This is a genomic window from Bacillus cereus group sp. MG4 (assembly GCF_040460055.1).
In the GTDB taxonomy this organism is placed as follows: Bacteria; Bacillota; Bacilli; order Bacillales; family Bacillaceae_G; genus Bacillus_A; species Bacillus_A wiedmannii.
Genome location: NZ_JARVGZ010000001.1, coordinates 4,442,187 through 4,464,302, shown reverse-complemented (window position 1 = coordinate 4,464,302; position 22,116 = coordinate 4,442,187). Strand labels below are relative to the sequence as shown.

The window sequence follows — 22,116 nt, the reverse complement described above, 5'->3', positions numbered from 1 at the left end:
TCTATCCCCATTGGTTATTAACCCTCATCAATTGTGCTTTTACAGGCAATCCACCCCACAAATAGCGAGATAAATTATTAATTCCTCTTTATCCTCATTACTGAATGCAAATATGAAATATTGCATATCGAAATGCATTGATGTATTTGTAAGCGCTTACTATAATAGGTATATAAAGATTCATTACATCCTACCATTAAAAAAGGAGGCACTCATATGGAAATCGCAATGGCAGTTTTAAAATTTGTAGGTGGGGTAATTCCATTAGTTCAAGAACTTTTAAAAGCATTTATGTAAGATTATTATTCAGCAATTATCTATACGAGTTATCATACAAATGATCTGTATATCAAAAGCAAATTGATACACAGATCATTTGTGTGAGAAAACTTTATACGAGAACTATGTAGCCTAGTAGAACAATAATAATGTATCTATCTCAAGTTAGAAAAAGACGCTCACAAGAGCGTCTTTTTCTTATTATTACTACGTATTCAGGAGAAATCGATTTTATCAAATAGATAAACGACGAATTTCTGTTCCCTTTTATTTTTTGATAACGAAATAATCACTCCAACCAAAAATGCTATAATAAACCCAATCAAACTAAGGGGGCACTTTTATCTTGCACGGAAAACACATTCAATTTCATGAGTTTGGTAACCCAAAAGATGTATTACAAGTTGAATATAAAAATATAGAACCTCTAAAAGAGAATGAAGTTCTCGTTCGTATGTTAGTTAGACCGATTAATCCATCTGACTTAATTCCAATCACCGGAGCGTACGCTCATAGAATCCCATTACCTAACATACCTGGTTATGAAGGTGTTGGTATTGTAGAAGATGTAGGTGCGGGCGTTACGAGAGACCTTATCGGTAAACGTGTTTTACCGTTACGCGGAGAAGGTACTTGGCAAGAATATGTGAAGACATCAGCTGATTTGGTAGTCCCTATTCCGGATTCCATTGATGATTTTACAGCGGCACAAATGTATATTAATCCTCTTACGGCGTGGGTTACATGTACAGAAACGTTAAACTTACAACGTAATGACGTTTTATTAGTGAATGCTTGTGGATCCGCTATTGGTCATCTTTTTACGCAGTTATCACAAATTTTAAACTTCCGATTCATTGCTGTTACAAGAAATAATAAGCATACAGAAGAATTACTACGCCTTGGTGCTGCATATGTAATCGATACTTCCACTGCCCCGCTTTATGAAACCGTTATGGAGTTAACAAATGGGATTGGTGCAGATGCTGCGATTGATTCTATTGGAGGACCTGACGGAAATGAATTAGCATTTTGTGTACGTCCAAACGGGCACTTTTTAACGATCGGTCTTCTATCAGGTGTACAAGTTAACTGGGCAGAGATTGTCACGAAAGCAAAAGTGCACGCAAACATATTTCATTTACGACATTGGAATAAAGAAGTGTCACCATATAAATGGCAAGAAACGTTTCGTCACTTAATTCGCTTAGTAGAAAATAAACAATTACGTTTTATGAAAGTACATTCTACATACGACCTAACAGATGCGAAAACAGCGGTTGATATCGTGCAGTCTGCTGAGAAAGCTAAAGGGAAAGTGTTTTTGACGAGTTATTGATTACAATTGAAGGAGTCTTTTTGATTGGCCATTTAAATAGACTAGATAATACGTTTAGGAATAACTAATTGTAAGTATCTGGTATAATTCTATTAAAAGGTGAAAGGAGATTTTCACATGTGGCTAATCACGGCAATCGCGCCTGTTGTAATAGTTGGTGGAATTGTAGTATTTGTAATTAAAAGATTGGAACATAAATATAAGAACGGAAAATTAGGTAAGAAAAAATCTCAAAAAGCTCAACTGTTATTAGATAGTTTCATACCTATGGGAATGCTTGTCGGCTGTATGATCGGTTTGATTTTCGGTATGTTTTTCCCGGATTTCTCACTGCTTTCCATTAGTTTAGGGTCTGGAATAGGCTATTTATTTGGTTATTTCGCCTATGAAATTTATAGCAAGACAGGAAACAATTATTCATAATCCAAAAACAGACGCGATTACAAAATAAGCGAAGACAAAAAAATCCCCTCAAAGCATGAACTTCAAGGGGGAGCCTGTTTTTTATTTACTTATATACGTACAGCTGTACCACTTATAGCAACCATTAACATTCCATCACGAACAACTTCGTAATCTACGTCAATACCAACGATAGCGTTCGCACCTTTTTGTTTTGCAAGTTCTTTCATTTCATCCATTGCGATATCACGAGCTTCTTTTAGCTTGCTTTCGTAAGAACCAGCACGACCACCGACAACATCACGAACAGAAGCGAATAAGTCGCGAACAATATTTGCCCCCATAATAGCTTCACCATTTACAATATCGATATACTCAATAATTTCTTTACCTTGAATTCCAGACGTTGTTGTTACAATCATGACTGACACGCTCCTAATAAGTTGTAGTTTGAATAAGCTTTCTTATGTCTTTATTATGACATGGAACAAGTAACGAATCTATTGAATTACCTTACAGGAATGTGACAGTTTTGTAAGAATACAGCGACTATTTTGTTCACTAAAGCGCTTTAACATTAGGATACATAAACGATTCTCTATTTTCCTTCCAGTCCTTTTCTACTTCTTTAAAAGTTGGTCGCCCTAATTCTTCATTGTTTTTCTGTTTACGAAACCATTTCTTCACATACTGTTCTCCACTTTTATTTTGAACTGTACAAAGGAAGCTATTACTACTATCCTTTACTATTTTTACAATCACGAAAAGACACCTCTTCCCTTTTAAATAACAGAATAGAACTTGATCTTTTACTATAAGCCCTTCCTCTCTTATAGTTATACGACTCCTCGGCCGCGCCAAAGTTGTAAGATCAAAAAACGATATTCACTATGTTTACATTTTTCATCATTGATATGTGAAGTACATATTATTTAAAGAAATCAGAGTTATAAGCATTATGCTTATCAAATATTTTATAGATTTCTAACTTATCATCTAATTTTGCATCTACTAAAATTAATATATTTCCATCGTAAATGTATTCTTCATATTTCTTAGCGTGTTCTTCGGGAATTCCTAATCCGATAAATGCTCCTATTAAACTTCCAGCTCCTCCGCCAATACCGGCTCCTCCAATAGCTGCTGCAATAGGTCCCGCTGCTACGATTGGACCCATTCCAGAAACGGCAAGTATACCAAGACCTGTTAATAAACCACCGAGTCCGCCTGCTACTCCTCCTGCCACAAGCCCTGTCGCTGAAAAGATATCCGCTTTATGTGCAGTTTCATGATTCACTTTTTCACCCGATTTTTCTTCCAGATGTTCAATTTCCTTTTGATCCTTCGCAATAGCTGAAATATTATCCGCCGAGTATCCTTTATCATTTAATTCATTAATAACACATGCCGCATCATCAATTGTTCTAAAAACACCTACTATTTTTCTATCTACATCCATAACTATTAACCTCCTAAAGTTTTATATAATGTATCTTTATCTTTCTTCATTTCTGTATACACTAATCTTTTTATTAACATAACCATTTACGAAAAAAGCGAATAGTAAAAGGATTACAAGCGAACTACTTAACAAGTAAATTAAATCAAATGTAATATCAATCATCATTTCATTCATGTATACCAGACTCCTTTTTATTTAAAGTAAAAGTATATTTTTATAGAATAGAAATCTTATAATTCATCTTGAGTCAATCTCTTTGTAGTATATGTATACCCTTCGTAACGCTTTCTAAACGTAAAAAACTATAATTATATTTTTTTACGTTTATATGTTTAACATTTTTTAAAACGGGTATGTTTATATTGTTATGCTTACTATATGGAAAGGAATATTTCGATGAATGCAATCCAATCTACTACTATTCTTTATAATGAAACACCTACAATAACGCAGATTCATCATTTTTATGCTTTAATGACAACATTTCAAACGAATGTATTTATAAGTAAACACGGAACACTTACTTCTATTAAAAGCTTAAGCACATTAATATCCTTTTTCCTTACTGTAAAAAAGAGAGAGCTTGTATTATTTATCTTTGAAGGAATAGATGCAAAAAAAGCTTTAAGAACACTCTTTCCTTCTTAAAAGTTTTATTATCCCCCTATTCCCTCGATCGTTACTTTTCATATATGTTTTTATATTTCAAAATGATTTCCTCTATTAAAAAAGAACCCCCTAATACAATAGGGGGATTTCTAGTTTGACCCTATGAAAACTGATATAATATATATTACGTTTTTCATTCTTTACAATTGAAAACTTTGAATAACCTTGAAGGTAGGAATTTTTAATGAAATCGAAAGCAAAATTTAGTATTCGCTTCAAAATTATGGCTGGTTATTTAGTTATCATTTTGTTCTTGCTTATTTCTTTCATTATGTTAAACAATGGGATTTCCAGTTTACAAAAATCTCGTAATTTTATTATTAATCACGATTTTAAAGTTCTTAATTTAACGAATCAAGTGGAGAAAGATTTACTAACAATTGAAAATAAAGCGAAAGGATTTATCACTTCTAATGATGCAAATTACGTTCAATCTCTTAACGCTGCGGAAAAGGATTACGAAAAACATTATCAAGATCTTTTAGCTCTATTAGAGGATAACCCTTCTCAGCAAGAAAAATTAAAACAGATTAATGAAAACATTACTAGTTGGATTAATAAAGAGATTCACCCATTCATTACGAATCACAATAGTAATAACGTACAAGCAATCGACACGACTCAAATTCAATCATTACAATCGCAGCTAACTAACTTCCGTAGTGTAGAGGAACAACTAACGAAAAAAAGAGCTGCACAATTAGATACCGAAAATAATAAATTAGAGATTTGGTTATACAGTTTATTGTTCTTACTTTCTTGTATTTCCATTATTATTTCACTCTATATTTCGAATTCCATTACAAAAACGATTAAAAATGTAATTCAAGTTATTAAATCCATTTCTTCTAAAGAAAAAATTACGGAAAAAATTCATGTGAACAGCCATGATGAAATAAAAGATCTAGCTCACACAACGAACCACTTACTAGACGAAATATCGAAAAGAGAGTGGTTGCAAACCGAGCTTGCAGAATTAATTTTAATGTATCAAGGTGTATCTTCTATTGAGATGTTAGGTAACAAAATTCTTAGTGGAGTTATACAAAAAACGCAAACTTCTTGCGGTGCATTTTATATACGTGAAGAAATTGAAGACACTGTCTACTATGTGAAAAAAGCTTCTTTCGCAGATCAAGGTGCTGATATTGGGAAACAATCCATTAAAATGGGTGAAGGTTTCATTGGACAGTCTGCTTTAGAAAAGAAAAGTTTTATTCTCAGGGACATACCTGAAGAATTTCGTTACGTTACTACTGGATTATTAGAAATACGCCCTAAAAATCTACTAGTCGTCCCTATCTTATTTGAAGATGAAGTGATCGCAGTAATGGAATTAGTAAGTGTAACTGAGATTTCAGATTTACATCAAGATTTAATTCAACAAACTGTTGATAATCTAGGTTTAACGATCCATAGCATTATGGGACGTATGCGAATTCAAACTCTTTTACATGAATCACAAGCAATGACAGAAGAGTTGCAAGTTCAATCAGAAGAATTGCAAACGCAAGCTGAAGAACTACAAATGCAAGCCGAAGAATTACGAACAACGAATGAACAATTAGAGTCTAGAACTGAAGAAGCTGAACAAAAGACAGCTGACTTACAAATTACTAAATCAGAATTAGAAGAAAAAGCAAGTGAGTTATTACGTAGCTCAAAATACAAATCAGAATTTCTAGCAAATATGTCACATGAATTACGCACACCGTTAAATAGTATTTTACTATTATCTGAAATGTTAAAAGAAAATCATGATAATCATTTATCCGATGATGAAATTGAACTAGCAACCGTTATTCATTCATCAGGAAAAGATTTACTTACTTTAATTAATGACATACTAGATTTGTCTAAAGTAGAAGCCGGAAAACTAGATGTGATTTTTGAAGCAACGAACATAAGTGACATGGCAGCAAATATGCATCAAAACTTTTTACATATAGCTGCACAAAAAAATGTCGAATTTACTATTGAAGACAGTGATGCTATTCCTGATCTGTTTTATACAGATACAAAACGGATTGAACAAATTATTAAAAACTTATTATCCAATGCATTTAAATTCACGGAAAAAGGATCCGTTTCTTTACATTTCGATTCGATAGAAACAACCCATTTAAGTGATGAAATGCAATCTATCAGTAATGATTGGATGACAATTTCGGTAAAAGATACTGGTATTGGTATCGCTACAGAACAGCATCAACTTATTTTCGAAGCCTTTCAACAGGCAGATGGCGCAACGATTCGGAAATATGGTGGTACAGGCTTAGGGTTATCTATTTGTAAAGAATTTGCTAGATTATTAGGTGGTTGGATTACGTTGGAGAGTCATGTAGGAGAAGGCAGTACTTTCACTGTATATATTCCTAACCTTCCAAATGGACTAACTGATATACAAGTATCCAATTTAGAAGTTGCAGCAACGATAGAAGATGTTATTCCTGCTGAAGTTGTGGAGGAAACTATCGTGACTCCAGAAACAGATAACGTCTTCCAAGAGAAAACCATTTTAATTGTCGATGATGATCACCGAAATATATTTGCATTACAAAATGCATTAAAAAAACAACATGCCAACATTATTACTGCACAAAACGGTATAGAGTGTTTAAAAATACTTAAAAACAATACAAATATTGACCTTATCTTAATGGATATTATGATGCCGAATATGGATGGTTATGAAACGATGGAACATATCCGAATGAACTTAAGGTTACATGAAATACCTATTATCGCATTAACTGCGAAAGCAATGCCAAATGATAAAGAAAAATGTTTATCTGCTGGCGCTTCAGATTATATAAGTAAACCATTAAATTTACATCAACTCTATTCAGTAATGAGTGTATGGTTAATAAAATAAGTGAGGTTTAATTTTAGTGGAAAATAAGTATTATAATTTTGATCCATCCGTCGATATGGATAAGCGCACGAACTTAGAAATTGAATTACTATTGGAAGCGGTATTTAAACTATCTGGCTTCGATTTTCGCCAATATGCTCGCACATCTATTTATAGAAGAATTTGTAATCGAATGCAGCTCTCTAATATACCAACCATTTCAAAATTAATTGAAAAAGTAATTCATGAGGAAGGCTTTTTAGAACAGTTATTAAATGATTTCTCCATTAACGTAACTGAAATGTTCCGTAACCCTAACTTTTTTAAAGCGCTAAGAGAGCATGTCATTCCTGAATTAAAAAAGTATCCTGAAATTAGAATTTGGCATGCTGGATGCGCAACCGGTGAAGAAGTATTATCAATGTCTATCTTACTTCACGAAGAAGGATTAAGTGAAAAAGCTGTTATTTACGCAACAGATATGAATACAAATGTGTTAGAAAAAGCAAAACAAGGCATCCTTCCGTTAAATAAAATGCAAACTTATACGAAAAACTATTTACAAGCTGGCGGTACACAAGCATTTTCTAACTATTATTCAACAGATAATCGTTTTGCTTATTTTAATCCATCACTGCTACAAAACATTATTTTTGCACAGCATAATTTAGTAACTGATCAATCTTTTAACGAATTTCATATTATACTTTGCCGTAACGTTTTAATTTACTTTACTAGTAAACTTCAAAACCAAGTACAGCAACTATTTTATGAAAGCTTAGGTCATAATGGATTCCTATGTTTAGGAAATAAAGAAACTCTTCGTTTTTCAAATATAATGCCGCATTATATCCAGTTTAATCCTAACGAACAAATCTATCAAAAAATACAATAAAAGCGTATGAAATCCTCTGTTTGGATTTCATACGCTTTTTATTTCGCATTCGTTTGTATCATAATTAGGCACATATCATCTGATTGTGTTTTCTTCTGTTCTTCCCTATAAAACCCTTCTATCTCTTCTTCTAAATCCCCCCATTTTCTTTCTGTAAAAGCACGTAATTTCTCTTCAGACTCAAATTCATCATTTGCAATTGCTTCAAGCACACCATCTGTAAATAATAATATTTGAGCGTTCTTCTCAAAAGGTATAACTGTCTTTTTAACTTTTATTTCATCAAAAAATCCTACCGCGCAACTCCCGCGATTTAGTTCCACTACATTCGCTTCATCCACTAAAACGTATCCAGAAGGATGTCCTGCATTTACATATTCAATTGTTCTCTTTTCTGTATCCACTACTAAGTATATCGCTGTAAAATAATATGGAATATTGTCATTCTCATTATGTAAAAGAGTCATATATTTATTTAAGTCTTTAATGACGAGTTCTGGATCGATTAAAGATTTAATCGTTTCACGTAATACAGACGAAATAAACATACAAACTAATGAAGCAGATATACCATGTCCCATCACATCTAATAATATAATACCGTAGCGGTTTTCATCGATTTTATACCAATAATACATATCTCCAGCTAGTTTGAATGAAGGTAAATAGCTTGCTTCAATTTTTATATGATCTTCTCTTAATGGGCTACTTAATAAGTTTCTTTGTACTTGTGTAGCTAAATCCAACTCATTACGAAGGTTTTCTTCTTGTTCTTTATGCCAATTTAATTCCGATTTCAAGCGTAATGCTACACGCATACGCGCTAACAATTCAACTTTATTTATCGGTTTCGTAATATAATCCATTGCGCCTATATCAAGCGCTTCAGCTAATTTATTCGCATCTTCTAAAGCTGTTACAAAAATAATAGGAATATCTTTAAACTTCTCCTCTTTTTGTAATCGCCTACAAACTTCAAGTCCGTCAATTTCAGGCATCATAATATCTAATAGTATTAAATCAATTTCATTATGCCTGGAAGAATCTTCTCCAAATTGAATGTATTCGAAAAGCTCTTGTGCAGAATTAAGCGATACAAGATCCTGATATCCGGCTTGTTTTAAAATTTTTTCAATTACAAAGATGTTAACCGGATTATCATCGACAATTAAAATGGACACAAGTTATTTCCCCTTTTCTTATATAAAATGTAAATCGATTATCATTTTCTATTTTTCTAGTATTACATACTCAGTTACAAAATGAAAATTTCCTACTCAAACATATTTATACAGCAAAAGAACAAACCCCCAGAAATGAGAGTTTGTTCTTTCACTCTATTAATTTCCACTTTTAATTTAACACCATTGCTTTATCACTTAAAAGACGATCTAACTCTTCCATATGATTTGTTTCATCTGCGATCATATCTTCTAACTTTACAACTAACTCTGTCATATTTAACTTCGCTGCCTGTTCTTTTCTCATTTCATAACGCTTAATTGTTTCATATTCTGACTTCCTAGCTTCTTCTAACATTTCTCTAACATCTTCTACTTGTTTCACTGGTAAAGGAATCGTAGTAGGTGTACCACCTAACGTCTTAATTTTCTCCGCTAAATATAGGGCATGTCCTTGTTCATCACTAATTTCAGATTCAAAGAAAGGTTTTAACACTTGTCTATATATACCAGAAACTGTAGCTGCATTATGGTTATACATAATAATTGCCGAGTATTCTCCTGCTAAATCTTCATTCAATCCTTCGATTAGTTCTCTCACATCGTGTGACATTTTTATATCTCCTCCTATACTTAATAACTACCCCTTTTCTCATGTTTTAAACATAATTCTTTAAAATTTTTTATGTATCTAAAAACGCCGCTTGCTTCAATTTACTTATCGCTTGTCTTTTAATACGAGAAACGTGCATTTGTGAAATACCTAATCGTTCCCCTGTATCCTTTTGATTTAAATTTTCACCAAATATATAATGAATAACACTCTTTTCCGTATCATTTAATACGTTAAAAATATCCTTTAAAACGAGACGTCTTTCTGTCTCTTCATATCCTTGCTCTACCTCACCTACAGATTCAATTCTCGCTACCGAACTTCCATCAGATGAATTTTCAACTACATCATCTAAGGAAGATACTCGATAATTATTTTTCGCATCCATAATTTCTAGCACTTCCTCTTCGGATAGTCCTAAATGATCCGCAATCTCTATAATCTTCGGTGAACGCTGCAAATGATCTGTTAGCTCCTCTATCGCAAGTTTAATTTTCCCGCCTAAATCTTTAATTCGCCTTGGAACATGAATACCCCAAGTTTTATCACGTAAATACTTCTTTATTTCACCTACTATCGTAGGTATTGCAAATGGCTCAAAAGCGTTCCCTATTGAATAATCATACCTTCTTATTGCGCCTAAGAGCCCTAACATTCCTACTTGTATAATATCCTCATGCATCGGACCAACTTTTGAATAGCGATATGCAATGGAATGTACGAGATTTTTATAATGATTAACTAATCTTTCCTGTGCTTCATCACATTGGTTTTGTTGGAAGTCTATAATTAGTTTAATAACGTCTTCTTTAGCAAGATTTGTAGGTTGAGATTGGATTTCCATCATTCTCCACCTGCTCTCTTTGTATATATTTTGTCATTAAAACTGTCATGCCCTCATCATGCATAATTTGTATATCATCCATTAACGTATTTATTAAATATAAACCTAAACCATTTTCTGGCAAATGTTCTACTGGTTTATTAATATCATACGGACCAACTTTACTTTTTAAGTTATTAAAATTAAAGCTAACCCCATTATCCGCAACCATAATTTCTAATCGATCTTCATATAGCCCAAAGACAATTGCAATTTCTCCAACATCTTCTTTGTATGCATGTTGTACAATATTTGTACAAGCTTCACTAATAGCAATTTTCATATCTTCTATATCGTCATAAGCAAAGCCCATTCGATTCGCAACACCAGCCATTGTTAAACGAATAATAGCTACATATTCTGCTTTTGCAGGAATTTTCATTTCTATCTTTTCAAAATTCTCCATCATCCCTAGTCACCTTCTTTCTACTTTTTCAAAATCGGAATTCAAATTTAATATTTCTGTTAGTCCTGTAATATCAAATAATCTTTTTAATCTTTTAGATACACCAATAAACTCTAGTTTTCCATCATTTTTCTTAACTGCTTTTAATAGCGCTATAAAAACGCCTAAACCTGTACTATCCATATAATCTACGTTATGAAAATCTACTACAATATGAACCTCTTTTTCACTTGCAATAGGCACGATCTTATTTTTTAAATCTGATGCCGTATATGCATCAATCTCACCATTAAGTTGTACTGTATACCCTAAATCATTTTGCAAAATATTTATTGCCAAATTCATTATTTCCGCCCCCTTATCTCAAACTACTACTATGTTAATTACCCATAAAAATTAATTTTAAACATATTTTTTTATTTTTATTATAAATAAATTTTCTACACCTTTCTCGGCTTAACACTTAAAAAATACTACTAAATGTTTAAACCTTATAAATTTGTGTATGTATAATGTATAAACATTATTTTTAGGGGGATCTATCTATGGAAGAGCACAACTTTAAAAAGGGAGATTTCGTTCAATTTTCTTATCGACACGATCATGCTACAAAATTAATTGGTTCCATTATTAACATACTGACGAATACAATTGTAGTTGATATAGGTAATAGCGATGGCTTATCTCATATAGAACCAAGGCAGGTCGTAAAAATAAATAATTGTGAAAAAGTAACGATGGTTTAATACATAATAGAAAGTGTAATTTTAATGAGTGGGGGGTCTTCATCCTCCACTCATTCCTATGCAGATTACATTAAAAAAGCATCCAAACTTTTAATTGGATGCTTTTTTATGTATATTTATCAGTTTATTAACTTTATAGCTACATATAATAAACTTAAGATTACTATTCATTATAATACTTACGCTTTCCGTAGCATTCTAGAAAAGAATGTAACGATTAAAATAAAGACGATTGCACCTAATAAAGCTGGAAGGATAAAGATGCCTCCCCATTCAGGACCCCAATGACCAAATAACGCACTACCTACCCAAGATCCGATTAATCCGGCAATAATATTACCAACTATACCTAAAGGAAAGTCTTTTCCTGTAATCATTCCAGCTAACGCACCAATAAGTCCACCTACAATACACGTAATAATAAGTCCCACAATTAAACCTCCTATATTCGTTTTATATTGGATTTATCAAGCTTTGGTATGTAACCAAAGCTTGATAAACATGTATTATTCTTTATTATCCAACCCATCACTTATCTTTTGTTTCACTTTTCCGACTTTTTCTTTTATCGTTCCTTTCGTCTTCTCCCACTTCCCTTCATTTTTCAACTCTGTATCTTCTGTAATTTCACCAATTCCTTCTTTTACTTGGCCCTTTTTCTTTTCAACCTTACCAGTAATTTGTTCTTTTAGCCCGCTCTCACTCATATTTCTAATCTCCTTTTCGTAATAGATTTATAGATTTAAAGGATACAAATTTAAATAGAATACATGCATCTTCTTTCTTGTAACCATTCACCGACTCTTTCTAAATCCTTAACGAATAACAAGATTTTCCCTTCATCCAGTTTTTCTTCATAGAAGTTTGCTTCTTCCTCATTAAGCCCTAACTCTTGCATCTTATTTCTTAACTGATCTCCCGTTTTTTGAAAGACGTTAATAATGCTTGTCCCAAGTCCTTCCTCTTTTATTCCAATTGTATTCACGTCTGCATTGTCTGCGATTCTATCTGTCCTATCTTTCTCATGTGTTAATACGTAAATATCTTTTTGGTCTATCCCTTTCTTCACTAGATCATTCGCCGCATTCATGACCTCTTTCTCCGTAATAAATTCATATACAAAAGGTTTACTATACTTCGTTTCCATCTTTAACTTCCTCCTTTAAAATGAATTATTTGTTATATTATATGTAATACACCCATTTTCGAAATGTTAAACATAGAATATGAAAAAAGTTATTTAGATTTTTTTTAATAGAGAATGAACAGCTTAATTTTCCACTTTAAAACATCTCACCCACCTTACAATAACTACCTAAATTAACAGAAAATTTTTATGATTAAACATAAGGATGGATACTATGAAAAAAATCATATCTATATGCGCTCTAACCACTCTATCTTTCACTTTAATTGGTTGTACAAGCACCTCAGCTACAGATAAAGCTTCACAAGTTAAGCAAGAACATACACAAAATACCTTTCAATTAAACTCCGCAAATATTACAGACATTGAAATACTCAAAACAACAAATCATACTACTTCCAAATCTCAAACAAGTAATGAAGAAATGGTAAAATCTATCGTTTCAGCAGTTCAAAAAGGTACCTCTAAACCAATCACATTAGATCAAAAAAAGAGAGATTCTGCACATTCTACTATAACCGTTACATATAAAGATGACGCAAAAGAAGAGTTTCTTGTGTGGGTTGATAATAAGGAACAAATTACGATTGCTAAAGATGCGAAGAAAGATAAGGTGGAAGGTGTGGTAGTGAATATTAAAGACGCTAAAATGATGAAAGATTTCTTTAAAATGTAAAAAGGGTCTCCTTTAAGGGGATCCTTTCTCTCTTCATACAGCCTATCGAGTTCTGCTCCTTAGCATTCAAAGTAAAACTATTAATTATAACGTTTATTTACGCTGTAGTTATATACCTATTGTTGCTATTGCAGCAAAGTAAACCAAACTGGACAACCTAGATTTCAAACTGTAAGATTAGATGTTGGTGAAATCGGACAGCAAAGTATATATAGAAAATAGGTGTTAATTTTGAAAATCAATAAAAAATTTGAACCAATAATTTTTAATCTCTTTATGATTTTAGGTATATCTAGTATTATCTCTTTCGTCATGGTTTCAATGAATGTTGGATATACAGATTTATTTCTCAAATCATGGATGAAAACATGGGGAATTGCTTTTGTGCTTGCATTTTTAGCTTCTAAATTACTACCCTTTGTAGTAAAAAGGATAATGAAAATATTCACATTTGTTGAGAAGGATGCTTAAAAATAAAGTGATACACTACTCTGGTTCATTCCAATTAAAAGAGAGTATTATCTTGAAAACTTAACCTAGTAAAATAATATTCGGATGAGAGTCCATACGTATTATGAAACATAAAATGTTTCGAATCGAAGGAAGGCGCCTTAAAAGTTGTCTTTTCTTTATATGTTAAAAAAGCCCGCCTATTTCCGTAGGCGGGCCTTATCTTTATTACACAATAAGAAAGTATACTCTCTTTTTCCTTGAATTTTTATGTAATTATACATATTCATGAAAATAGATAAAGTTGTTATTACAACATATTCTCCACGTTCAACTTAGTTATCATTAGCATATTTTTCTACAAAATCAAGGATTTTGGCATTAACTTCGTTAGAGAATTCACCATTGATTGCGTGAGATGCATTTTTCCAGTTCACTATATCGATATCTTTCACATATCTTTTCCCAGTTTCAACTGCTTTTACCGAATTATGCATTGTACTTTTTTCAGCCATTAATGCAAGCACTGGAATATTGATATTTTTCAAGTCTTCTTTACTAAATAAATCAGGCGCTGGCGTTTTCAGTTTATAGTTACGCATACCCGACTCGATTAACTTTGCGATCGGCTCATCTTTATTTATTTCTGCTCCTCCAGAAACATAGCTTAACATCTTTTCTCTTATAAACTTAGGTACAATAGGAACGGAAACTGGAATAGATGCTAGAATCATCTTTATGGATATTCGCGCAAATACAAAGACTGGGTCCAATAAACTAGCCGTAGCAAGATGCTCAGGGTTATATCTAGCCAAGTTCATTGTTGTCCAACCTCCAATGGAGACACCCACGATATGCACTTTTTCTAAACCTAATCCTTCAATTACTTCATTTAACCATTCTGCTTGTTGTTTTTGGTTTTCAATCACCTTCGTTTGCACACTCATTCCAGGTTCACCGAGTAAATCTATCGTATAAACAGGCCTTTTCTCCCTTATCCCTTCTAAATTGGGTACCCACATTGGAGTAGATGCACCACGTCCAGGGAGTAAGAGTATTGGTTCTTTATGTTTGTTTTCTTCTTTAGTAAAGTAATAAGCACGAATTGTGCCATATTTCGTTTTTATATCTTTCGTTTCGTTAGGTTTTGGAAGAAGTGCCATTGATTCATCGTAAGCAATTTGAAAATCTTCCTTCCCTTTTTCGGATATAAAGTGACCAATCTTATTATTAGCTCTCTTCATTTAAATTCCCCCTTTCTACAAATATATTGATGAAGTTTATCAATATATTTGTAGAAAGGGGGAATAGCTAATGATTTAAATAAAATAGACATACTAGATAAATATGCTACTTTAATCGCTGGTTTTATTGAAATCTATTATTTATTTTTTTAAATCCTTCACTTTCGAAGTCTAGTAGTTCTGGATCGCTAACTCTAAAAAACATATCAATTAATCCACTTGTAATAGAAAATAATATAATTCCTCTTAAAGGAATATAAATACTTACCATGTATTTTCTTTAACATTAAATCACTTGTTAAATTGAACATTTTTACTGCAACCAAATAACTTCCGATAAACTATTCGAGTTTAAAGTTTGAATATCATTACTTATCTCATATAAAAGAAACAAAAAATCCATTCTAATTAATCTTTTATCAAGATCATAATCAAAATGAATTTTTTAACTTTATAGAGACTGTTTTTTAGCTATACATCTCTTGGAGTTTCACTAAGTTTTTTTTATGATTTGATAATCCAATTGTAAAACTATTGGGATTCATAACGATATCTCCTTTGTTACCTTTTAATGTAACAATAACTTTAGACTTTATTAGCCCTCTTTTTACTTTTATACCCTCTACATCTTCAATATTAATTATTATTTTATTACCATTAAACTTACCAGTTAAAGGATTCAATTCAAGCATCATTATCCTCTTATTAGTAAAACAAATCACTTGATGTTGATTTTCTAAAAATGCACCAGGTCCAAATTTAAGATATTCTGATGTTGCTGCCATTTTCATAGTGTAAAAATAATAAAAATACAATTCATCTTCATATGCTACCTCATTAAATAGTGCATCTAATACATTATTGTTTAACATTTTTATTCCCCCGGTATGCAAATAATCTCTTACCATTTATCCTTTTTCTTCCTATCCGCCATCTAATTTTACCATAAATTAGAATTAGATTAGAGTTTATACAAGATTAATAACAAACCTAAAAAGATTCACATATTTATTTCAAAAACTAATTTAATCAATGGGGGGAAGATAAATGATAAGTTATAAAAATTAGAATGAGGTTCCATTAGAACTTGCAAGTAAAACTAAAACTCAGTAAAGAAGGTTTAAATCCTTTAGAAGCCCTGTAGCTAATGTATTCCAGAGAGTAAATAATAGGTATATACAGCTATATAAACGCTCAAAATCAGAAAAAAACAACTATCTGATAAACAAAAACTTGCACTACCAAATGGTAGAAAAGTAAGTTTGGAGCAACGGACTTGTAAACAGTGTGGTTATATCGTTCAAAGCAAAACTAAACTACGTCTAAATCTCTGCCCTAGCTGTTACGAACTTCAGGTAAGTATGAATCAATAATATGAATAAATTATTAAAATAAAAATAAGCACATCTCGTTAAAAAACAGATGTGCTTATTTTTATATAAGAATTTATTTATCACGTTTAACAATACGCTAAAATCTATTAAATCAAATTATTGTTTTATAAATTTAAATACTATTCCTTTGTCCATCTAACTAATATAATACTTTTTGCTTTATTTTATAAAATGAAGTATTTGACGCAAATAATTTCTTCTAATAATAAGGTAGTAAATTATTTGTACACTAATAAAGCTTGTGAATATGAGAATAGAATTCCCTGCAACAGGTAAGTCTACGCCCACCCTGCTCTGCGCTAAAGCCCTTATTGCCAAAAAGGCTACGCTACTGTGAATAACAGAAATCACAATAGGCATAAAAAATAATATGCTAATTTGTTGGGTTACAATTTTTTTTAACTCTCTTTTAGTTAACCCTAATTTAGAAAGCGTTTGAAATTGGCTTTTATCTCGATCTAAATCTGTGAATAAACGGAAGTATAAGAAGCTAATTGCAAATATAAAAAATACAACCCCCACTAGTACGCTAAGAATAGATAGCATTGCATTCATTTGTTTACGTTCTAACCATTGTAAGACCGAGCAATCAAACATAAAAGGTGGTTGTCCACTTTGATAATCATATGAAATTACCTTCTCAAGTTGTTTAGCAACATCTGCTGCTTCATGCATATTTTTAATTAAAAAACGATAGACTTTATGCTGATCAGCCCTTCCTTCTGCTAATTGCTTTGTATTTAGTATTGTTTCGTACATTGAATCTGAAACAACAACGGAAAAATAATAAGATGGGCTAATAATATTATCCCTTAATATCTTATTCCTCGAAAGATTAAAATGCATATTACCCTGTTCTATTTTAAGAGATGAGGACACTTTCTTTAATTCCTCTTGAGAAGCTGTTCTTAAATATTTTTTTGATGGTAGAATTAGACTATCTGTTTCCTTTTTTAATGTTTCTACTGGGTATCCTAGTATTTTGGCAGTTGCGTTGTAATCAGTCAGGCTCATAATTGTTGCACCTCCTTCTGTATTAAAACCAGTAGAAGTTACTAACTTATATGAGAATCCAGCATCATGTAATTGTTTCTCGATTTGAGAAATATGAGAGGACTCCTGCTTGTTGCGTTTCAATGATGTATACTCAAACGCATAAGGGCTGTCAACTTCCGCCAATGCTCCATTTCCAATAGCAAGACAAGCACCAATAGAGGTAAAGGCAACTGCCGAAAGTATACTTACTAGAAATAGTGTTCTTGCGTTATCTGTCATTCGATATGCTAACTCCGAAATCGTTAACATATTTGTTTTTTTAAAGAAAGTGTATTGACGATTTTTCAATATTTTAATGACATAAAAGCTGAGCTGAGTAAATAAAAAGTATGTTCCTAATACACATAAGAAAACGCATATTAACATAACATATATATAATCGGTACCTTTTTCCAATGCTGTATCTAAATAAAATGCTGAAGCATATCCAATGATAATACAAAGAATTGAAAAGAAAGCTAGCCATTTAGATGACTTTGGTTCCGTTTTTGGTTTTTCTTCAGATTTCATGAGTTCAATTAGCTGGGATACTTTCATTACTCGTAAAGTGAAAAAAGAGACAAGTATAAATAAAATAAAAAACATAATAGATGTCATTAAAATTGCCTTAGTAGGAAAATAAAATGGAAGCCCACCTTTTAATAGGAAAAGTGAACTACATATCAATAAAATTAATTTTCCAAAGACTAATCCAGTTCCAATCCCAACAATAATTGCAGAACATCCAATTAACATATTTTCCATGAAGATTAACTTTTTTAATTGTGTGTCAGACATGCCATGGAGTATTAAGATACCAAATTCCTTTTTCCTTGTTTTTAAAAACATAGTAATAGAATATAGAATGAAAAAGAAGGAGAAAAATATAATTAGATATTGAGTAATTTTAAATCCTTGTGTACTTAAGGCACTTATGACCGCACTTGTCGATACAAGATTACCAGTGAAATTAGGATGAAATGCAAGTAATTCATAAATGAATAGAATCATCACGGCAAATGTACTACTTAAAAAATGGCCTAAATATAATCGCTTATTACGAATGACGTTATTAAGCGCGAACTGACGCAAATTCATGTTGATTGCCTCCTAATAAAGATATTACATCCATAATATTTTTGTGAAATCTTGAACGATTGTCACCGCAATAAATTTCATTATAAAAAGATCCATCTTTAATGAAAACTACTCGGTCACAGTAACTCGCTGCTACAGGGTCATGTGTCACTAGCATCATAGTTACTTGTTCTTCTTGATTTAATTTCTTTAAAAGTTCCATCACATCATTTGCCGCTTTTGAATCTAAATTTCCTGTTGGCTCATCTGCTAAAATTAATTGAGGAGAATGAATGAGGGCACGAGCAATGGCAGTTCGTTGGGCTTGACCTCCTGAAATTTCATAGGTTCTTTTATTTAAAATCTGTTCAATCCCCAGTTGTTTAGAAATAACTTCTACTTTTTCGTTCATATCATTCAAACTTACATTATCTAATGTAAGTGGTAAAACAATATTCTCTTTTACAGTTAGAGTATTCATGAGGTTAAAAGATTGAAAGACAAATCCTAGTTCACGACGTCTAAATAGAGCTAAATCATTAGAAGATAAACAATAGGGATTTTTTTCGTTAATAAATACTTCCCCAGATGTTGGTGCATCAATAGTAGAAATCATATTCAGTAAAGTTGATTTTCCACTCCCTGATGCTCCCATAATCCCTACAAATTCTCCTTTTTGTATTGTCAAATCAATATTGGAAAGAGCTTTATAAGATACTTCTCCTGTATTATAAATTTTACTTAAGTTACGGACTGTTAATATACTCATTGTTGCTATCTCCTGTTCGTTTATTGGATATCTATAATTTAATCTAAAGTGTTATAGTCTTCATATTGAATTGTCTTACATTTACCTTACAAGAATGTAAGATTACAATAAGAAAGTGCAATTAATATTAAAGTAAATAGTAGTATTGTCAAGAATATGGTTAATTTAGAGGCATTTATAAATTAATTCCATAAAAAGGGTAACATTCGGCTGTTCTGGTTTAAGTTGTTCTAGCTTTACTTCTTTAAATTGCACTGTTTGTCCCTTCTCTTCAATTTCAGCGTGAATAGCTATTAAGATATTATCTTGATACAGTTCTTCAAAAACTACTAGTTCTTTACCTTGTAGTCCAGAAGCATTAAATGTGAAATCTAATGTGATAGAACCGTTTCTTTCGTTTTGGGGAGAATCAATTTCTTAAGTTAATAGCGATGGGGGCACCATATGAAAAAAAGAAAATTGTACGCTTAAATACAATTTGGCAACAAACTAACTGTTTTCTTATACATAAATAGACAACTACTGTAAGAGTTATAGTTCCCTTTTTGCATTTATCTTTTAATCAGATGAATGCTTTTTTTAGTACATAATAAAAAATATAAAAAAATAACTAGAAAAACTGTCACAAAATCCGTTTTTCTGGTTTCTCTATAATACAGGTATCAAATTGAAAGTGAGGTTTAAACTAACATGTTAACCATAGAAAATGAAGAAAGTCATGCTTCTGATATGACCTTTGAAGATTTATTTAAGCAGTACTATGCTTATGCTGTGAAACAGATCATATGGATTGTTAAAGATCAATCTATTGCTGAAGAATTAGCACAAGAAGTATTTTTACAATTATATCGTAGCGATTGGAAAGGAATTGAAAACATACCTGGATGGTTGATTAAATCTTCTACTTATGTAGCTTATAACCATTTCCGATCTGAAAAAAGGCAGCAAGCGAAGATTGATAAAGAAATACAATACCATGAAGTACAAAATGTTTCATCATTAGACGATGATTGGATAAGAAAAGAAGAAATTACAAAAGTCCAAACGATACTAAATAAAATGAATGATCGAGAACGAACCCTTTTACTAATGAAATTCTCTGGTTTTCAATATAAAGAAATTGCAGAAATACTTCAAATTGAAATATCTTCTATTGGAACATTATTGGTCCGAGCCAAAATGAAATTTCGCAAGATTTATAAACAAATAGAGGAGGCATAACAAATGAAATGTTATGATATCGGATTTATTCAAACATATATTGATGGAGAACTCTCTCATGATATAAGAAAGGAATTCACAAAGCACCTAGATACATGTGAAGCATGCCAAGATTTATTGGTAGAAATTAGTAAATTAAATCAATGGGAAAACGTAATGCTAGATGAAGAATGTGGAAATTCACCACAAGAAATCACAATTGATATAGAACAAGCATGGAAAACATTTGAAAGTCGCTCCAAGTTAGAGAATGTTTCTAATATAAATCAGAAAAAACAACAGAAGAAAGGAACCTTTACAAACATGAGTAAAAAATCAAAACGTTTCATGTATACAGCAGTAGCTGCAGCAGCACTTTTCACAACAGCAATGATTCCACAAGTACAAGTAGCAGCTACAAATGTTGCCTCGTATTTTTCTAATGCAGTTATAAACGATAAGGTTGTAAATGAGGGGGGTACAGATGAAAATGGTAACAAAATAGATGGAATGAAGAATGGTAAATATATTCCTATTGATGAAAAAATTACAGATCAAGGTATTACTGTACATTTCAAAGAATTATATATCGCAGATTCACGTATATCCGTTCATTATAGAATGGAAAAAGCTGACGGAAGTTTAGTACCATTTGAATTTGATACATCAGGATTAGAACTTAGGAATGATGGTAAGGTTAATGGACAACAAGAAGAAAACCCTGAGCTAAAAAAAGGCGGGATAGTATCTTTTATCCAAAGTTCAGATGATCGTCTTCCTTTTGAACTTGTGGCAGCAGGTAAAAAATTAGATCATGTAGGCATTCGTGATAATGACAAACCAGAAGGTGTCGTTACATTTGTTGAAGGTCCTGAAGGAAAAGACTCTTTCAAACAACCTCTTACGCTAGATATAAATATAAATAAAGTTGGAAAAGTAGCTGGATCTTGGAAAGCTCAAATTCCAATTGATACTTCACATTTGAAAAATAATACGAATTAACATGAAAAAAAGAATAGAACAGTATGTATCTAATTCTCAGTTTATATGTTTTCTTGTTTTCGTTACATTTATTTTTTATATAGTTTTTACTCTATCTTTTATTTATGATTTAAGTGTATAACCTTAAATCAATCATTTAAGATTATTACAAGAAAAAACTCCCTAAAAACAACCGATCTCTTAACGTATAAGAAATCGGTTGTTTTGTATCTACAATGCGTTTTAAAATACAATTTTCTTTTTTGTAAAAAAGAAAAGACACCCTAAGGTGCCTTTCTCCGACTTGAACCATCTTAATTTTAATAATATGTATTGGACTCTTATCTAAAAAATAATCTAATGTATTCCAATAAGATAAAGATAATGATAAAATAAAAGTGCAACAAGATGTTG

26 protein-coding genes and 2 pseudogenes are annotated in these 22,116 nt (G+C 31.7%); 11 read left to right on the top strand and 17 right to left on the bottom strand.

All coding sequences use genetic code 11. From position 1 onward, the window contains the following. Positions 1–112: 112 nt before the first annotated feature. The 3 genes and pseudogenes from QCI41_RS23500 (at position 113) to QCI41_RS23490 (ending at position 2,041) form a co-directional block, all read left to right on the top strand. Positions 113–297, top strand: a pseudogene (locus QCI41_RS23500) (hypothetical protein). Between the two features lie 328 nt (positions 298–625). Continuing rightward, positions 626–1,618: a zinc-dependent alcohol dehydrogenase family protein gene (locus tag QCI41_RS23495; protein ID WP_353836528.1), complete on the top strand. Its 993-nt coding sequence runs from the start codon at positions 626–628 to the stop codon at positions 1,616–1,618. Between the two features lie 117 nt (positions 1,619–1,735). After that, positions 1,736–2,041 (top strand): hypothetical protein, encoded by a 306-nt coding sequence (locus tag QCI41_RS23490; RefSeq protein ID WP_353836529.1) that lies wholly within the window; start codon positions 1,736–1,738, stop codon positions 2,039–2,041. Positions 2,042–2,130: 89 nt separating this feature from the next. On the opposite strand, the gene QCI41_RS23485 is transcribed toward QCI41_RS23490, so the two are convergent. The 4 genes from QCI41_RS23485 to QCI41_RS23470 all read right to left on the bottom strand — a co-directional run bounded on the left by QCI41_RS23485 (position 2,131) and on the right by QCI41_RS23470 (position 3,656). Next, positions 2,131–2,442 (bottom strand): YbjQ family protein, encoded by a 312-nt coding sequence (locus tag QCI41_RS23485; RefSeq protein ID WP_353836530.1) that lies wholly within the window; start codon positions 2,440–2,442, stop codon positions 2,131–2,133. A gap of 139 nt (positions 2,443–2,581) precedes the next feature. Next, positions 2,582–2,782 (bottom strand): DUF4028 family protein, encoded by a 201-nt coding sequence (locus QCI41_RS23480; RefSeq protein WP_046957135.1) that lies wholly within the window; start codon positions 2,780–2,782, stop codon positions 2,582–2,584. Between the two features lie 166 nt (positions 2,783–2,948). Continuing rightward, the gene (locus QCI41_RS23475; RefSeq protein ID WP_000382164.1) at positions 2,949–3,479 is read right to left on the bottom strand and encodes a general stress protein; all 531 of its coding nucleotides are present in this window, start codon (positions 3,477–3,479) and stop codon (positions 2,949–2,951) included. A gap of 36 nt (positions 3,480–3,515) precedes the next feature. Next, positions 3,516–3,656: a hypothetical protein gene (locus QCI41_RS23470; RefSeq protein WP_001004564.1), complete on the bottom strand. Its 141-nt coding sequence runs from the start codon at positions 3,654–3,656 to the stop codon at positions 3,516–3,518. Between the two features lie 222 nt (positions 3,657–3,878). Here QCI41_RS23470 and QCI41_RS23465 point away from each other — a divergent pair, with 222 nt between their 5' ends. The 3 genes from QCI41_RS23465 to QCI41_RS23455 all read left to right on the top strand — a co-directional run bounded on the left by QCI41_RS23465 (position 3,879) and on the right by QCI41_RS23455 (position 7,900). Further along, complete coding sequence (locus tag QCI41_RS23465; protein ID WP_142306237.1) at positions 3,879–4,130, top strand: hypothetical protein; 252 nt, start codon at positions 3,879–3,881, stop codon at positions 4,128–4,130. Between the two features lie 205 nt (positions 4,131–4,335). Then, the gene (locus QCI41_RS23460; protein WP_353836531.1) at positions 4,336–7,026 is read left to right on the top strand and encodes a response regulator; all 2,691 of its coding nucleotides are present in this window, start codon (positions 4,336–4,338) and stop codon (positions 7,024–7,026) included. A 16-nt stretch (positions 7,027–7,042) separates the two neighbouring features. After that, positions 7,043–7,900: a CheR family methyltransferase gene (locus tag QCI41_RS23455; RefSeq protein ID WP_098831493.1), complete on the top strand. Its 858-nt coding sequence runs from the start codon at positions 7,043–7,045 to the stop codon at positions 7,898–7,900. A 38-nt stretch (positions 7,901–7,938) separates the two neighbouring features. On the opposite strand, the gene QCI41_RS23450 is transcribed toward QCI41_RS23455, so the two are convergent. From QCI41_RS23450 to rsbV, 5 genes are all read right to left on the bottom strand, one after another. Continuing rightward, positions 7,939–9,081: a SpoIIE family protein phosphatase gene (locus QCI41_RS23450; RefSeq protein ID WP_353836532.1), complete on the bottom strand. Its 1,143-nt coding sequence runs from the start codon at positions 9,079–9,081 to the stop codon at positions 7,939–7,941. A gap of 172 nt (positions 9,082–9,253) precedes the next feature. After that, a complete protein-coding gene (locus tag QCI41_RS23445) occupies positions 9,254–9,694 on the bottom strand; it encodes a ferritin-like domain-containing protein (protein ID WP_353836533.1) in 441 nt (146 codons plus the stop codon). A 70-nt stretch (positions 9,695–9,764) separates the two neighbouring features. Further along, positions 9,765–10,541, bottom strand: coding sequence for an RNA polymerase sigma factor SigB (gene sigB, locus QCI41_RS23440; protein WP_353836534.1), 777 nt, complete (start codon positions 10,539–10,541; stop codon positions 9,765–9,767). Next, positions 10,504–10,986 carry an anti-sigma B factor RsbW gene (rsbW, locus tag QCI41_RS23435; RefSeq protein ID WP_353836535.1) on the bottom strand — a complete coding sequence of 161 codons (483 nt, stop codon included), beginning with the start codon at positions 10,984–10,986 and terminating at the stop codon, positions 10,504–10,506. Before rsbW ends, sigB begins: the two co-directional genes overlap by 38 nt. 6 nt (positions 10,987–10,992) lie before the next feature. Continuing rightward, entirely contained in the window at positions 10,993–11,328 is a 336-nt protein-coding gene (gene rsbV / locus QCI41_RS23430) for an anti sigma b factor antagonist RsbV (protein ID WP_353836536.1), read from the bottom strand. A 200-nt stretch (positions 11,329–11,528) separates the two neighbouring features. On the opposite strand from rsbV, the gene QCI41_RS23425 reads away from it, so the two are divergent. After that, the gene (locus QCI41_RS23425; protein ID WP_353836537.1) at positions 11,529–11,729 is read left to right on the top strand and encodes a methyltransferase; all 201 of its coding nucleotides are present in this window, start codon (positions 11,529–11,531) and stop codon (positions 11,727–11,729) included. 179 nt (positions 11,730–11,908) lie between these two features. On the opposite strand, the gene QCI41_RS23420 is transcribed toward QCI41_RS23425, so the two are convergent. From QCI41_RS23420 to QCI41_RS23410, 3 genes are all read right to left on the bottom strand, one after another. Then, positions 11,909–12,160, bottom strand: coding sequence for a GlsB/YeaQ/YmgE family stress response membrane protein (locus QCI41_RS23420; RefSeq protein ID WP_000522901.1), 252 nt, complete (start codon positions 12,158–12,160; stop codon positions 11,909–11,911). 75 nt (positions 12,161–12,235) lie between these two features. Further along, complete coding sequence (locus tag QCI41_RS23415) at positions 12,236–12,436, bottom strand: CsbD family protein (protein ID WP_046957146.1); 201 nt, start codon at positions 12,434–12,436, stop codon at positions 12,236–12,238. 50 nt (positions 12,437–12,486) lie between these two features. After that, positions 12,487–12,876 carry a YflT domain-containing protein gene (locus QCI41_RS23410; RefSeq protein ID WP_000448802.1) on the bottom strand — a complete coding sequence of 130 codons (390 nt, stop codon included), beginning with the start codon at positions 12,874–12,876 and terminating at the stop codon, positions 12,487–12,489. Positions 12,877–13,090: 214 nt separating this feature from the next. Here QCI41_RS23410 and QCI41_RS23405 point away from each other — a divergent pair, with 214 nt between their 5' ends. Both QCI41_RS23405 and QCI41_RS23400 read left to right on the top strand, forming a co-directional pair. Next, positions 13,091–13,552 carry a hypothetical protein gene (locus QCI41_RS23405; protein WP_353836538.1) on the top strand — a complete coding sequence of 154 codons (462 nt, stop codon included), beginning with the start codon at positions 13,091–13,093 and terminating at the stop codon, positions 13,550–13,552. 231 nt (positions 13,553–13,783) lie between these two features. Next, positions 13,784–14,023 (top strand): DUF2798 domain-containing protein, encoded by a 240-nt coding sequence (locus tag QCI41_RS23400; protein ID WP_060489138.1) that lies wholly within the window; start codon positions 13,784–13,786, stop codon positions 14,021–14,023. A gap of 314 nt (positions 14,024–14,337) precedes the next feature. On the opposite strand, the gene QCI41_RS23395 is transcribed toward QCI41_RS23400, so the two are convergent. The 5 genes and pseudogenes from QCI41_RS23395 to QCI41_RS23375 form a co-directional block, all read right to left on the bottom strand. Continuing rightward, positions 14,338–15,246 carry an alpha/beta fold hydrolase gene (locus QCI41_RS23395; RefSeq protein WP_353836539.1) on the bottom strand — a complete coding sequence of 303 codons (909 nt, stop codon included), beginning with the start codon at positions 15,244–15,246 and terminating at the stop codon, positions 14,338–14,340. 467 nt (positions 15,247–15,713) lie between these two features. Continuing rightward, entirely contained in the window at positions 15,714–16,118 is a 405-nt protein-coding gene (locus QCI41_RS23390) for a PH domain-containing protein (protein ID WP_074570861.1), read from the bottom strand. Positions 16,119–16,799: 681 nt separating this feature from the next. Further along, positions 16,800–18,773 (bottom strand): FtsX-like permease family protein, encoded by a 1,974-nt coding sequence (locus tag QCI41_RS23385; protein ID WP_353836540.1) that lies wholly within the window; start codon positions 18,771–18,773, stop codon positions 16,800–16,802. After that, complete coding sequence (locus QCI41_RS23380; protein WP_098704854.1) at positions 18,748–19,521, bottom strand: ABC transporter ATP-binding protein; 774 nt, start codon at positions 19,519–19,521, stop codon at positions 18,748–18,750. Before QCI41_RS23380 ends, QCI41_RS23385 begins: the two co-directional genes overlap by 26 nt. A gap of 204 nt (positions 19,522–19,725) precedes the next feature. Further along, positions 19,726–19,917, bottom strand: a pseudogene (locus QCI41_RS23375) (VaFE repeat-containing surface-anchored protein); the annotation flags it as partial. A 294-nt stretch (positions 19,918–20,211) separates the two neighbouring features. On the opposite strand from QCI41_RS23375, the gene QCI41_RS23370 reads away from it, so the two are divergent. Next, positions 20,212–20,742 (top strand): RNA polymerase sigma factor SigX, encoded by a 531-nt coding sequence (locus tag QCI41_RS23370; protein WP_327962181.1) that lies wholly within the window; start codon positions 20,212–20,214, stop codon positions 20,740–20,742. A gap of 3 nt (positions 20,743–20,745) precedes the next feature. Next, positions 20,746–21,723 carry a DUF4179 domain-containing protein gene (locus tag QCI41_RS23365; RefSeq protein WP_353836541.1) on the top strand — a complete coding sequence of 326 codons (978 nt, stop codon included), beginning with the start codon at positions 20,746–20,748 and terminating at the stop codon, positions 21,721–21,723. Positions 21,724–22,116 lie beyond the last annotated feature (393 nt).